Annotated in this window: 17 protein-coding genes, 1 tRNA gene and 1 riboswitch; of the genes, 12 read left to right on the top strand and 6 right to left on the bottom strand. The window is 69.0% G+C overall.

Features of this window, described 5'->3' with window-relative positions; all coding sequences use genetic code 11:
• Positions 1-113 precede the first annotated feature (113 nt).
• The 4 genes from ACF1FZ_RS05825 (at position 114) to ACF1FZ_RS05810 (ending at position 2,121) form a co-directional block, all read left to right on the top strand.
• Positions 114-548, top strand: a complete 435-nt coding sequence (locus ACF1FZ_RS05825) for a Mov34/MPN/PAD-1 family protein (RefSeq protein ID WP_391772110.1) — start codon at positions 114-116, stop codon at positions 546-548.
• 120 nt (positions 549-668) lie between these two features.
• Positions 669-782, top strand: a complete 114-nt coding sequence (locus ACF1FZ_RS05820) for a putative leader peptide (RefSeq protein ID WP_391772109.1) — start codon at positions 669-671, stop codon at positions 780-782.
• Between the two features lie 110 nt (positions 783-892).
• Positions 893-1,171, top strand: a complete 279-nt coding sequence (locus ACF1FZ_RS05815; protein ID WP_391772108.1) for a MoaD/ThiS family protein — start codon at positions 893-895, stop codon at positions 1,169-1,171.
• Positions 1,171-2,121, top strand: a complete 951-nt coding sequence (locus ACF1FZ_RS05810; protein WP_391772107.1) for a PLP-dependent cysteine synthase family protein — start codon at positions 1,171-1,173, stop codon at positions 2,119-2,121. The genes ACF1FZ_RS05815 and ACF1FZ_RS05810 overlap by 1 nt, the downstream gene beginning before the upstream one ends.
• An 88-nt stretch (positions 2,122-2,209) precedes the next feature.
• On the opposite strand, the gene ACF1FZ_RS05805 is transcribed toward ACF1FZ_RS05810, so the two are convergent.
• Positions 2,210-2,680, bottom strand: coding sequence for a type II toxin-antitoxin system PemK/MazF family toxin (locus ACF1FZ_RS05805; RefSeq protein WP_391772106.1), 471 nt, complete (start codon positions 2,678-2,680; stop codon positions 2,210-2,212).
• A gap of 172 nt (positions 2,681-2,852) precedes the next feature.
• Here ACF1FZ_RS05805 and ACF1FZ_RS05800 point away from each other — a divergent pair, with 172 nt between their 5' ends.
• On the top strand, positions 2,853-3,605 hold the full coding sequence (locus tag ACF1FZ_RS05800; protein ID WP_391772105.1) for an MBL fold metallo-hydrolase: 753 nt from the start codon (positions 2,853-2,855) through the stop codon (positions 3,603-3,605).
• A gap of 79 nt (positions 3,606-3,684) precedes the next feature.
• Here the strand turns inward: ACF1FZ_RS05800 and ACF1FZ_RS05795 are convergent, their stop codons facing one another.
• Entirely contained in the window at positions 3,685-4,950 is a 1,266-nt protein-coding gene (locus ACF1FZ_RS05795) for a PTS transporter subunit EIIC (protein ID WP_391772104.1), read from the bottom strand.
• 255 nt (positions 4,951-5,205) lie between these two features.
• Positions 5,206-6,465 carry a PTS transporter subunit EIIC gene (locus ACF1FZ_RS05790; RefSeq protein WP_391772103.1) on the bottom strand — a complete coding sequence of 420 codons (1,260 nt, stop codon included), beginning with the start codon at positions 6,463-6,465 and terminating at the stop codon, positions 5,206-5,208.
• Positions 6,466-6,686: 221 nt separating this feature from the next.
• Here ACF1FZ_RS05790 and ACF1FZ_RS05785 point away from each other — a divergent pair, with 221 nt between their 5' ends.
• The 4 genes from ACF1FZ_RS05785 (at position 6,687) to rdgB (ending at position 8,923) form a co-directional block, all read left to right on the top strand.
• Positions 6,687-6,920 carry a glucose PTS transporter subunit EIIB gene (locus ACF1FZ_RS05785; RefSeq protein WP_014156020.1) on the top strand — a complete coding sequence of 78 codons (234 nt, stop codon included), beginning with the start codon at positions 6,687-6,689 and terminating at the stop codon, positions 6,918-6,920.
• 149 nt (positions 6,921-7,069) lie between these two features.
• Positions 7,070-7,807, top strand: coding sequence for a ribonuclease PH (gene rph, locus ACF1FZ_RS05780; RefSeq protein WP_391772102.1), 738 nt, complete (start codon positions 7,070-7,072; stop codon positions 7,805-7,807).
• Between the two features lie 102 nt (positions 7,808-7,909).
• On the top strand, positions 7,910-8,299 hold the full coding sequence (locus ACF1FZ_RS05775; protein WP_391772101.1) for a hypothetical protein: 390 nt from the start codon (positions 7,910-7,912) through the stop codon (positions 8,297-8,299).
• A gap of 21 nt (positions 8,300-8,320) precedes the next feature.
• Entirely contained in the window at positions 8,321-8,923 is a 603-nt protein-coding gene (gene rdgB, locus ACF1FZ_RS05770) for an RdgB/HAM1 family non-canonical purine NTP pyrophosphatase (protein WP_391772100.1), read from the top strand.
• Between the two features lie 55 nt (positions 8,924-8,978).
• Here the strand turns inward: rdgB and ACF1FZ_RS05765 are convergent.
• The 3 genes from ACF1FZ_RS05765 to bcp all read right to left on the bottom strand — a co-directional run bounded on the left by ACF1FZ_RS05765 (position 8,979) and on the right by bcp (position 11,339).
• Positions 8,979-9,065, bottom strand: a tRNA-Leu gene (locus ACF1FZ_RS05765).
• 180 nt (positions 9,066-9,245) lie between these two features.
• Positions 9,246-10,742 (bottom strand): glycine betaine/L-proline transporter ProP, encoded by a 1,497-nt coding sequence (gene proP / locus ACF1FZ_RS05760; RefSeq protein WP_391772099.1) that lies wholly within the window; start codon positions 10,740-10,742, stop codon positions 9,246-9,248.
• A 129-nt stretch (positions 10,743-10,871) separates the two neighbouring features.
• Positions 10,872-11,339, bottom strand: a complete 468-nt coding sequence (gene bcp, locus ACF1FZ_RS05755; protein WP_391772098.1) for a thioredoxin-dependent thiol peroxidase — start codon at positions 11,337-11,339, stop codon at positions 10,872-10,874.
• Between the two features lie 129 nt (positions 11,340-11,468).
• Here bcp and ACF1FZ_RS05750 point away from each other — a divergent pair, with 129 nt between their 5' ends.
• The 3 genes from ACF1FZ_RS05750 to ACF1FZ_RS05740 all read left to right on the top strand — a co-directional run bounded on the left by ACF1FZ_RS05750 (position 11,469) and on the right by ACF1FZ_RS05740 (position 12,723).
• On the top strand, positions 11,469-11,789 hold the full coding sequence (locus tag ACF1FZ_RS05750) for a DUF3618 domain-containing protein (RefSeq protein ID WP_391772097.1): 321 nt from the start codon (positions 11,469-11,471) through the stop codon (positions 11,787-11,789).
• 121 nt (positions 11,790-11,910) lie between these two features.
• Positions 11,911-12,246, top strand: coding sequence for a co-chaperone GroES (locus ACF1FZ_RS05745; RefSeq protein WP_099173024.1), 336 nt, complete (start codon positions 11,911-11,913; stop codon positions 12,244-12,246).
• Positions 12,247-12,300: 54 nt separating this feature from the next.
• A riboswitch (guanidine-III (ykkC-III) riboswitch) is annotated at positions 12,301-12,366 on the top strand.
• 36 nt (positions 12,367-12,402) lie between these two features.
• Complete coding sequence (locus ACF1FZ_RS05740; protein ID WP_014156030.1) at positions 12,403-12,723, top strand: multidrug efflux SMR transporter; 321 nt, start codon at positions 12,403-12,405, stop codon at positions 12,721-12,723.
• The last annotated feature ends 3 nt before the right edge of the window (positions 12,724-12,726 follow it).

Here is a 12,726-nt window from a genome sequence, read left to right as displayed (position 1 = left end):
CCCCGCGCCCCGGCACCTCCGGAACCCGGCCGCCCCAACGGTCCGGTCCGGCATACGGGCCCTCCCGTACCACCCCTCGGTACGGGAGGGCCCGTCTGCTTATCCTGGGCGCCATGCTGACCATCACCCAGACGCTCTACGACCAGATCGTCGCGCACTCCCGCGCCGACCACCCCGACGAGGCGTGCGGCGTGGTCGCCGGCCCCGCCGGCACGGGCCGCGCCGAACGCTTCGTCCCCATGCTCAACGCCGCGCGCTCACCCACGTTCTACGAGTTCGACTCGGCGGACCTGCTGAAGCTCTACCGCGAGATGGACGACCGCGACGAGGAGCCGGTGATCATCTACCACTCCCACACCGCGACCGAGGCCTACCCCTCCCGCACCGACCTCACCTACGCCAACGAGCCCGGTGCCCACTACGTGCTGGTCTCCACGGCGGACGCCGACGACGCCGGACCCTTCCAATTCCGCTCGTACCGCATCGTGGACGGCGAGATCACCGAGGAGGAAGTCGAGGTCGTCGACGCCTACCCTCCGGCGGCCTGACCCCTCGGGGGCGGCTCCGGGAACGCCGCCCGCCCACGGATGTCCACATTCCGAATGCTCACCATCCACCATGTGGGATCACACTCCGGATCCGAGGCAGGGAATCGATACGATGAGCGCATGGTTCCCCATGACGTGAGCGAAAAGGCCCCGGGCACGCTGCTCGTCGCGCGGCTGCACGTCGACCTGTGCCGGCTGTCCAGCGCGATGTGTCCGGCTGCCGCCTGCGCGTGAACCGCACGGCCTGAGCCGCGGCCCGAGCGCAATCCCGTACGCACCACCCCCGCGTGGGGCACAGACGCGCGCCCCACGCCACCTCCACGCTTTCGACAGGAGCCCACGCCATGGCCATCGAGGTCCGCATCCCGACCATCCTCCGCACCTACACCGACGGCGCCAAGGCGGTCGAAGGCAGCGGGGAGACCCTCGCCGACCTCTTCGCCGACCTGGAGACCCGCCACAACGGCATCCGCGAGCGCATCGTCGACGGCGGCCAGCTGCGCCGCTTCGTGAACGTCTACCTCAACGACGAGGACGTCCGCTTCCTCGACGGCATCTCCACCAAGCTCGCCGACGGCGACAACGTCACGATCCTCCCGGCCGTCGCCGGCGGCATGCGCTGATGCGGTACGACTCCCCCCTGGCGGCCGTGGGCAACACCCCCCTGGTCCGCCTCCCGCGGCTGTCCCCGTCCGACGGCGTGCGCATCTGGGCCAAACTCGAGGACCGCAATCCCACCGGCTCGATCAAGGACCGCCCCGCGCTCCACATGGTCGAGCAGGCGGAGAAGGACGGCCGCCTGACACCCGGCTGCACCATCCTCGAACCCACCAGCGGCAACACCGGCATCTCGCTCGCCATGGCGGCCAGGCTCAAGGGCTACCGCATCGTCTGCGTCATGCCGGAGAACACCTCGCAGGAGCGGCGCGACCTGCTCACCATGTGGGGAGCCGAGATCATCTCGTCCCCCGCCGCGGGCGGCTCCAACACCGCCGTGCGCGTGGCCAAGGAACTCTCCGCCGAGCACCCCGACTGGGTCATGCTCTACCAGTACGGCAACCCGGACAACGCCGGCGCGCACTACGCCACCACCGGCCCGGAGATCCTCGCCGACCTCCCGTCCATCACGCACTTCGTGGCGGGCCTCGGCACCACCGGAACCCTCATGGGCGTCGGCCGCTACCTCCGGGAGAACAAGCCGGACGTCACCGTCGTCGCCGCCGAACCGCGCTACGACGACCTCGTCTACGGGCTGCGCAACCTCGACGAGGGCTTCGTCCCCGAGCTCTACGACGCCTCCGTGCTCACCACCCGCTTCTCCGTCGGCTCCGCCGACGCCGTCACCCGCACCCGCGAGCTCCTCCAGCAGGAGGGCATCTTCGCGGGTGTCTCCACCGGAGCCGCACTCCACGCCGCCATCGGCGTCGGCCGCAAGGCCGTCAAGGCGGGCGAGTCCGCGGACATCGTCTTCGTCGTCGCGGACGGTGGCTGGAAGTACCTGTCGACCGGCGTCTACACCGCCCCCACGACAGAAGCCGCCATCGAAACCCTGCACGGCCAGCTCTGGGCCTGACAGGCCATCGAACCGCCCGGAACGAACCGGCGGCGCGCACCCGCGAGGCGCGGGGCGGGACAGGACCCGCCCCGCGCCTCCCGCACGTTCACCCCAGCCCGCGCACCCGCCCCCACACCTCACCGTCCAGCTCGCCCGCCTTCCGGCGGAACCCGGACACCGCCACATCCCGCAGCTCGTCCGTCTCCAGGAAGCTCTGCCGGCCCCGCGCGTCCCCCACCGCACCCGGCGGCAGAGCGATCACACCGGGCCGCTCCTCATGGTGCTTACTGGTGATCTTGGCGACGACCGCCGTACCGCCGCGCACCGACAGCACGAGACACGGCCGGTCCTTCGACCCCGGCCCGTCCTCGAACGGCACGTCCGCCCACCAGATCTCCCCCGGCCTGGGGCCCCCGTGCGGCCGCCCCCTCTTCCGCTCCGGCACACGCCCCGGCGGCCGCCTGCGCCCACCCGGCCGACGCGGTCCGCGCCCGCCCCGGCCCCGTCCGTCGGAGACCGTCGCCACGAGCGCCAGCAGGACCACGGCGGCCAGTGCCACCCACCACCACGTGTTCATCACCCGACCGTACCCGGCTCCGGCGGCACCCGGCCTTCCGTCGAACCGGTGACAGCACAGGTGAGTTCCCCCACAACGGCAGGCCGTGGAGGAGCGACCACCGGTTTCGCGCCTTACGCTCGACGGACCGCACGAACCCTCCCCGTTCCCACGTCTCGGAGGTTCACGCTCCATGAAGCTCACCGTCGTCGGCTGCTCCGGCTCGTTCCCGTCCGCGGGTTCGGCATGCTCGAGCTACCTCGTAGAGGCCGACGGCTTCCGGCTGCTCCTCGACATGGGCAACGGCGCCCTGGGCGAGCTGCAGCGCCATGTGGGTCTCTACGACCTCGACGCCATCTTCCTCAGCCACCTCCACGCCGATCACTGCATCGACATGTGCGCGTACTTCGTCGTCCGCTACTACCGCTTCGACGGCGGACGCCCGGCCGCGATCCCCGTGTACGGCCCCGAGGGCACCGAGCAGCGGCTCACCACGGCCCACGCCGACACCCCGTCCGACCACGCCATGGGCGAGGTCTTCGACTTCCACACGCTGAAGTCCGGATCGTTCGAGATCGGCCCCTTCTCGGTCCGCACCGAGAAGCTCCGCCACCCCGTCGACACCTTCGGCATCAGGGTCGAGCACGACGGGCGTGCCCTCACGTACTCCGGCGACACCGGCGCCTGCGACGCACTGGCCGAACTCGCCGAAGGCACCGACCTGTTCCTCTGTGAAGCGTCGTTCGTCCACGGCAAGGAGGACATCCCGGACCTCCACCTCAACGGCCGCGAAGCAGGCGAGTACGCCGCACGCGCCGGAGCGGGACGCCTCGTCCTCACCCACATCCCCCCGTGGACGGACGCCGCACGCAACCTCACCGACGCCCGCGAGGTCTACGACGGCCCCGTCGAGCTGGCCGTACCCGGCGCGGTCTACGAGGTCTAGGCCCCCCGCCACGCAGAAGCCCCCGTCTCCCGCGGTGCGCGGGAGACGGGGGCTTCGTGCTGCAGGAGGGCGGGCCGGACTACTTGGCCTCGGCCTTCTGGAGCTCCGCGAGCTCCTCGTCGGACTCACGGCCCGGCGTCGGCAGGTTGAACTTCGTGATCGCGAACCGGAAGACCACGTAGTAGACCGCCGCGAAGCAGAGGCCCACCAGCACCAGCATCCAGGGCTTCGTGGCGATGCCCAGGTTCAGGAAGAAGTCGACCGCACCGGCCGAGAAGCCGAAGCCGTCCTTCATGCCCAGGCCCCACGTCAGCGCCATCGACACGCCGGTCAGCACCGCGTGGATCGCGTACAGCACCGGCGCGATGAACATGAAGGTGAACTCGATCGGCTCGGTCACACCGGTGACGAACGCGGTGGCGGCGAGCGAGAACATCATGCCGCCGACGACCTTGCGGCGCTCCGGACGGGCACAGTGGACGATCGCGAGACAGGCCGCAGGAAGGGCGAACATCATGATCGGGAAGAAGCCGGTCATGAACTGCCCGGCGGTCGGGTCACCGGCCAGGAAGCGGGCGATGTCGCCGTTCTTGCCCTCGTACGAACCGGCCTGGAACCACGGGAACGAGTTGAGGAGGTGGTGCATGCCGACAGGGATGAGCGCACGGTTGGCGACACCGAAGATGCCGGCGCCGACCGCGCCCGAACCGACCAGCCACTCACCGAAGTTGTGCAGCCCGGTGCCGAGCACCGGCCAGATGTAACCGAAGACGATACCGATCAGCAGACCCGCGAAGGCGGAGAGGATCGGGACCAGGCGGCGGCCGCCGAAGAAGCCGGCCCAGGCGGGCAGCTTCGTCCGGTAGAAGCGCTGGTACAGCAGGGCGACGACTATGCCCATCACGACACCGCCGAGCACGCCGGCGTTGACCGGCGCCTCGTTCATGACGATCTTGCCGTCCGCCACGCTCGCGACCTTGGGCAGGTTGCTGTCGGTGAAGGTGGCGAGGACGTTCTTGAAGACCAGGTAACCGGTGACCGCCGCGAGAGCGGTGGAACCGTCCGACTTCTTGGCGAAGCCGATCGCGATACCGACGGCGAACAGCAGTGCCATGTTGTCGAGGATCGCGTTGCCGCCCGCCGCCATGAAGCCGGCGATCTTGACGACGAAGTCCGGGAACGAGTCGCGCCCGAGCATGTCCGGGTTGCCGAGGCGGACCAGGAGCGCGCCCGCCGGCAGCACGGCGACCGGCAGCATGAGGCTGCGGCCGATGCGCTGCATGACGGCCATGACGCCCGCGCCCTTCTTCTTCTCGGGTGCCGCCGCAGCGGTATCCGTACTCATCAACTTCCTCCATGGGGCAAGGTGCCGCCCATGTCATCGGTAGAAGGGAGGCGGCGACTCGAGGAACGCGGCGGGGGAATCGGCCGCGTGGTCTGGACCACTGAGTGGTGTAGACCAGTTTTAGCACGGTGAGGGTTGGATAAGGAACCTGCGATTCCCTCGCATGTGCCGCGTAGTTCCGCCGCCACCCTCGGTGACATGGCGAAGGCCCTCGGACCGCCGGGTCCGAGGGCCGCGCGAAGGGCCTGCGAGGTCCTACTTCGTCAGGTCGTCCTCGAGCTTCTCCTCCTCCTCGACGGGCTCGCGCCCGGGGGTCTGGAGGTTGAACTTCGTGATCGCGAACCGGAAGACCACATAGTAGAGCACCGCGAAGCACAGCCCGATCGGGATGATCAGCCACGGTTTCGTGTCCAGGTGCCAGTTGACGACGTAGTCGATCAGCCCCGCCGAGAAACTGAACCCCGCGTGCACACCGAACGCCCAGGTGACACCCATCGAGATTCCGGTGAGGACCGCGTGCACGCCGTACAGCAGCGGCGCGACGAACATGAACGAGAACTCCAGGGGCTCCGTCACGCCCGTCACGAACGACGTCAGCGCCACGGACACCATCAGTCCCGTCACCTCCTTGCGCCGCTCCGGCCGGGCCGTGTGCGCGATGGCCATGGCCGCGGCGGGCAGACCGAACATCATGATGGGGAAGAACCCCGAAGTGAACTGGCCTGCCGAAGGGTCCTCCGCGAAGAACCGGGAGATGTCCCCCTGCACGGTCCTGCCGTCGTCGCCGGTGAACTCACCCGCCTGGAACCAGAAGAACGTGTTCAGGAACTGATGCATGCCGATCGGGATCAGCAACCGGTTCGCGAAACCGAAGATGGCCGCCCCCCACGCGCCGAGATCGATCAGCTGCTTGGAGAACCAGGTGAGCGCGTCGCCGACGGGCTGCCACAGCAGACCGAACAGCACGCCCAGGACCACGCAGAGGAACGCCATGAGGATCGGCACCAGGCGGCGCCCGTTGAAGAAGCCCAGCCAGTCGACCAGCCTCGTGCGGTGAAACCGCTGCCACACGACCGCGGTGAGCAGGCCGATCAGAATGCCGCCCAGGACCCCCGGATTCTGCGGTTCGCCCTCGGGGAGCGCCTCCGTCACACTCCCGTCCACGGGAAACGCCGCCAGTACGCCCCGGTAGACGAGGAAGCCGACCACGGCGGCCAGCGCCGTCGAACCGTCCGCCTTCTTCGCGAAACCGATCGCGACACCGATGCAGAACAGCAGGGGCAGCCCGACGGTGCCGTCCAGGATGGCGTTTCCGCCGCTGAGCAGGACCTTGGAGGTCTTGTCCCAGAAGGCGCCGCCCAGATAGGAGTCGAAGAGGTTGCCGAGGCTGACGAGGAGACCCGCCGCGGGCAGGACGGCCACCGGCAACTGCAGGCTGCGGCCGACCTTCTGCAACCCCTGGACCGGCCCGTTCCACCACTTCCGGTGCGGTTCTGTCGCCGCGTTCGCACTCATCGGCATCCTCCCGGAGCACCTCGGGTTTGGCGGTCGTCGGAAACTGGTGTAGACCAGCTGGAGTACGGCGCGGAGCCCCGCCGGAAGGCACGGTGCCGGTGATCGTCATCATCGAGGACCACGTGGCTACCCGCCCGTGAAGTTGGGCCAACCGTGCGTTAACGTGACGAAACGGACCCATGGTGGGCCGCCCCACGCACGCACAGACCAGGGAGAAGGACATGGCCAGCAAGGCTGAGAAGATCGTCGCCGGCCTCGGCGGTATCGAGAACATCGACGAGATCGAAGGCTGCATCACCCGCCTCCGCACCGAGGTCCACGACCCCAGCAAGGTCGACGAAGCCGCGCTCAAGGCTGCCGGAGCCCACGGCGTCGTCAAGATGGGCACCGCGATCCAGGTCGTCATCGGCACCGACGCCGACCCCATCGCCGCCGACATCGAAGACATGATGTGACCGGCTGACCGGCCGGCCCCACCAAGGTCCGCACACAGGCCCCGCTCCCCGCCCCCGCCGGCGGAGCGGGGCCTGTGTGCATCCGCGCCTCCCCCCCCGCGCGATCCACCCGAACGGACCCGGCCACCCCAGCCGATAGGCTCGACGTCATGTCTCGCATCGACGGCCGCACCCCCGAACAGCTCCGCCCCGTCACCATCGAACGCGGATGGAGCAAGCACGCCGAAGGCTCCGTACTCATCTCCTTCGGCGACACCAAAGTCTTCTGCACCGCCTCCGTCACCGAAGGCGTCCCGCGCTGGCGCAAGGGCAGCGGCGAAGGCTGGGTCACCGCCGAGTACTCCATGCTGCCCCGCTCCACCAACACCCGGGGCGACCGCGAATCCGTACGCGGCAAGATCGGCGGCCGCACCCACGAGATCAGCCGCCTCATCGGCCGCTCCCTGCGCGCCGTCATCGACTACAAGGCCCTCGGCGAGAACACCGTCGTCCTGGACTGCGACGTCCTCCAGGCCGACGGCGGAACCCGCACCGCCGCCATCACCGGCGCCTACGTCGCCCTCGCCGACGCCATCGCCTGGGCCCAGGGCAAGAAGATCATCAAGCACGGGCGCAAGCCCCTCACCGGCACCGTCGCCGCGATCAGCGTCGGCATCGTCGACGGCGTCCCCCTCCTCGACCTCTGCTACGAGGAGGACGTCCGCGCCGACACCGACATGAACGTCGTCTGCACCGGCGACGGCCGTTTCGTCGAGGTCCAGGGCACCGCCGAGGCCGAACCCTTCGACCGCGCCGAACTCAACGCCCTCCTCGACCTCGCCACCGCCGGCTGCACCGACCTGGCCGAACTCCAGGGAGAGGCACTCGCCCGCACACTCGGCGGGTAAAGAAGCAACCAAATACGCAGCGCACAGCGTCGTAACGGGTACGGGCGCACGGGTCGAACCGTGCGTCCGTCCACGTATCCACCCCCGGGGAGGGACCGCATCATGGCCTCGCGCCGCCACCACCGCACCGCACTCGCCGTCACGGCCACCCTGCTGACCCTCACCGCCGCCGTCGGCTGCGCCGCCGTCGACAAGGCCATGGACTGCGTCCGCACCGCCGACGCCATCGCCACCAGTGTCGACAGCCTCCAGCAGGCCGTCTCCGACGCCACCAACGACCCGACGCAGGCCTCGGAGTCCCTGGACCAGATCGACAAGGAACTCAAGGACCTCGGTGACACCACGGACAACGCCGACCTGAACAAGGCCGTGGACGACCTCCGGACCGGCGTCACCCACGTCCGCGACTCCATCGAGAAGGGCGACGCCACCCCCGACATCACCCCGGTCACGGACGCCGCCACCGAGATCGGCAAGGTCTGCACCCCGTGACCGTGCGGCGATAATCGACGCATGACGCGCCTGATCCTCGCCACCCGCAACGCCGGGAAAATCTCCGAACTCCACGCGATCCTCGCCGACGCGGGCCTGACCCACGACCTCGTCGGCGCGGACGCGTACCCCGACGTCCCCGACGTCAGGGAAACCGGCGTCACCTTCGCCGAGAACGCCCTCCTCAAGGCCCACGCCCTGGCCCGGGCCACCGGCCACCCGGCCGTCGCCGACGACAGCGGCCTCTGCGTGGACGTACTCGGCGGAGCCCCCGGCATCTTCTCGGCCCGCTGGGCCGGCGCGCACGGCAACGACAGGGCCAACCTGGACCTGCTCCTCGCCCAGCTCTCCGACATCGGCACCCCCCACCGCGGCGCCCACTTCGCCTGCGCCGCGGCCCTGGCTCTCCCCGACGGCACGGAACGCGTGGTCGAGGGCCGCCTCGAAGGCACCCTGCGCCACACCCCGGCCGGCGCGTACGGCTTCGGCTACGACCCGATCCTCCAGCCGGAGGGCGAGAGCAGGACCTGCGCGGAGCTGACCCCTGCGGAGAAGAACGCGATCAGCCACCGGGGCAAGGCGTTCCGGGCGCTGGTGCCGGTGGTGCGGGAGCTGGTGGGCTGAGTCTCCAGATGCAGAACGGCCTGCGCATCGATTTCTTCGATGCGCAGGCCGTTCGTGGTGCGGCGGAAGGGATTCGAACCCTCAAGCCGTTTCACGGGCCACAGATCCTAAGTCTGCTGTGTCGCCATTGCACCACCGCCGCCAGCCGCCTGCCATCGTACCGGGCGGGCTGTCGAGGTGGTAAGCGAGTCTTGGGGGTGTGCTGGTCGGCGTGTACCCCTTCGGCACCACGTGCTGGTGACGGCGTGGCGGTTCGGGCACAGGAACGGAAGGGCCCGTACCGCTTCGGGGAAAGCGGTACGGGCCCTTCGTGCGGGATGTGTCAGAACTTCGGGTCCGGGCTCTGGGAGTGGACCAGTTCCGCCGCTTCCTCCTCCGTCTCCACCGAGGGCGGGGAGCCGGCCAGGGGCTGGTTGGCGGTCTCCTTCATGCAGGCCACCGCGATCACGCCGACCAGGGCCGCCGCCATCGCGTAGTACGCCGGCATGAGGTTCGAGCCGCTCCAGCTGATCAGGGCGGTGATCACCAGCGGGGTCGTGCCGCCGAAGATCGAGGCCGAGAGGTTGTAGCCGACCGAGAGGGAGCCGTAGCGGACGTTGGTCGGGAACAGGGCCGGGAGGGCGGCGGACATCGTGCCCAGCATGCAGACCAGGGAGAGGCCGAGCATCAGCATGCCGATGACGATCGCCGGGATGCTGCCCTGGCGGATCAGGAGGAAGGCCGGCAGGGACAGGAACAGGAAGCCGAGCATTCCGGCCATCAGCAGCGGCTTGCGGCCGAAGCGGTCGGAGAGCTTGCCGAACTGGCTGATGATCAGCATCAGGAAGACCATGACGGCGAGCAGGATCAGCAGGCCGTGGGTCTCGCTGTAGCCGAGTTCGTCGGAGAGGTACGTCGGCATGTACGACAGCAGCATGTAGTCGGTGATGTTGTACGCACCGACCAGGGCGATGCAGAGGATCAGCGTCGGCCAGTACTGGCGGAAGATCTTGGCGAGGTCGCCCTTGGCGGTGGACTCGACGTGGTCGGCGGCCTCCGTGGCGTGGGCGGTGCCGCCCTCCAGCTTCTGGAAGGCGGGGGTCTCGTCCAGGCGCAGTCGCAGGTAGAGGCCTACCAGGCCGAGGGGGCCGGCGACGAGGAACGGGATGCGCCAGCCCCAGGACTCCATCTGGCTGGTGTCCAGGAGGGCGTACAGGAGGGTGACGAGGCCGGCGGCGCCGACGTAGCCGGCGAGGGTGCCGAACTCGAGGAAGCTGCCGAAGAAGCCGCGGCGCTTGTCGGGGGCGTACTCGGCGATGAAGGTGGAGGCGCCGCCGTACTCGCCGCCGGTGGAGAAGCCCTGGAGCATCCGGAAGAAGATGAGCAGGACCGCGGCCCAGACGCCGATGGTGCCGTGGGAGGGGATGAGGCCGATCGCGAAGGTGCCGACCGCCATGAGGATCATGGTGAGGGCCAGGACCTTCTTGCGGCCGATCTTGTCACCCATGGGGCCGAAGAACATGCCGCCGAGCGGCCGGACGAGGAAGGCCACGGCGAAGGTCGCGAACGACGAGAGGAGCTGGGTGGTGTCGTTCCCCGAGGGGAAGAAGACGTGCCCGATGGTGACGGCCAGGTAGGAGTAGATGCCGAAGTCGAACCACTCCATGGCGTTACCGAGTGACGCCGCCTTCACCGCGCGCTTGACCGCCTGGTCGTCGGTGACGGTGATGTCGGTCCGACGGAGCCGGGGGTTCTGGCGTTTGCGGATGGCCCGGAAGAGCGCCGGGTGGCGTTTGACCGCATCAGGGTCGGCCGCCTGGTGGGGATCGGAGGCCGCCATGGCCGGTTCCTTTCGTCGAACGGTGTTCCAGGAAAGGCTTCTGCGCGGTCATGGCGGTTGCAAACCGGATCAGTGGACGATTGCGATCTCGGTCACATCGTTTTCGGCCAGGATCCCCACGAACCGGATTCAGATCGCGAGGTCTTTGATGATCTTGGCGACGTGGCCGGTCGCTTTGACGTTGTAGAGGGCCTTCTCCACCTTGCCCTGTTCGTCGATCACAAACGTGGAACGGATCACGCCCGTCACCACTTTGCCGTAGAGCTTCTTCTCGCCGAAGGCTCCGTAGGCCTCCAGGGTCTCCTTGGAGGGGTCGCCGACCAGTGTGACCTCGAGCTTCTCCTGTTCGCGGAACTTCGCGAGCTTCTCCGGCTTGTCGGGCGACACGCCGATGACGTCGTATCCGGCTCCGGCGAGGAGCTCCAGGTTGTCGGTGAAGTCGCAGGCCTGCTTGGTGCAGCCGGGGGTGAGTGCCGCGGGGTAGAAGTAGAGGATGACCTTGCGGCCCTTGTGGTCCGCGAGCGAGACCTCGTTGCCGTCGGCGTCCGGAAGGGTGAAGGCGGGGGCGGTGTCGCCGGGCTGGAGTCGCTCGCTCATGTTTCTCCTCGAGTGGCACGCGGGCTGTGTGGCACCGAGCGTAATAGGGGGTGCCGCCGGGTGCGGGGGCGGTCGAGCTGACAGACTGTCGATGAAGGTTGACCCGACGAGGACCACGGAGGCGGCGCAGTGTCGGATGCCAGGACCCCTGCGCAGATCGAGGCGGACATCATCAGCAGGCGTGAGCAGCTTGCGGTGGTGCTGGACGAGATCGGGGTGCGGATGCACCCGAGGACGATGATGGGTGACGCGAAGGCCAGGGTCGCGTCGACGGTGGACCGGACGGCCGGGCGTGCGTTCGTGGCTGTCAACCGTTCGGTTTCGGACGTGAGGGCCCAGTTCGTGGCCGAGGACGGTTCGCCGCGGTTGGAGCGGCTGGTGCCGGCGGCGTTGGTGGTGGCCGGTGCGGTGGTGCTGCTGACGGTGTCCGCGCGGCGCAAGAGGCGCTGAGAGCGGCCCTGGGCGGTCTTCGGGGCGTGCGTCCGGCGGGTTCCGGGGTGTGCCCGGGTGGGCCCTGGGGCGTGCGGGGCGGCCGGGGGCAGGTAGGTTTCGTGGCGTGAGCGACAACGGCATGAGCAACACCGACGACAAGCTGCCGATCCGGATGCTGCACGATCGTGTGCTGGTCCGGTCCGATTCGCCCGAGGGTGAGCGGCGCTCGGGCGGCGGCATCCTGATTCCGGCGACGGCCGCCGTCGGCCGGCGTCTGGCGTGGGCCGAGGTGGTGGCGGTCGGTCAGAACGTGCGGACCGTGGAACCCGGTGACCGGGTGTTGTACGACCCGGAGGACCGTGCCGAGGTGGAGGTGCGGGGGGTGGCGTACGTGCTGATGCGGGAGCGGGATCTGCATGCGGTGGCGGCGGACCGGTTCGAGGGGTCGGTGGATTCGACCGGGCTGTATTTGTAGGCAGGTACGGGGTGAGCGGGCCTGGTGATCGTTGTCACCAGGCCTTCGGGCTGTTTGTTGCTACGGTGGTGTGGCCCCGACGAGACGCGCCGTACCGGGTTTCCGCAAAGACGACGCACCCGTGTTGTTCGCGTGTGTCGTCGTGGAGGTGCCGTCGTGGCGTGGGTTCTGTTGATCGTTGCCGGTCTGCTGGAAGTGGGCTGGTCGATCGGGATGAAGTACACCGAGGGGTTCACCCGGCTGTGGCCGAGTGTGTTCACGGGCTTGGGGATCGTGGCCAGCATGATGTTGCTGTCGCAGGCGGCGAAGACGCTGCCGATCGGGACGGCGTACGGCGTGTGGGTGGGGATCGGTGCGGCGGGCGCGGCGGTGCTGGGCATGGTGGTGCTGAACGAGCCGGTGACGGCCGCCCGTATTTTCTTCGTCTGTCTGCTGCTGGTGGCCGTGGTGGGGTTGAAGGCCACGTCGGGGCACTGAGCG

The sequence above is a fragment of the Streptomyces sp. NPDC014623 genome, from assembly GCF_043088245.1.
GTDB lineage: Bacteria > Actinomycetota > Actinomycetes > Streptomycetales > Streptomycetaceae > Streptomyces.
Note: the sequence above shows the minus strand (reverse complement) of the source record. Positions and strands in the feature narration are given on the sequence as shown.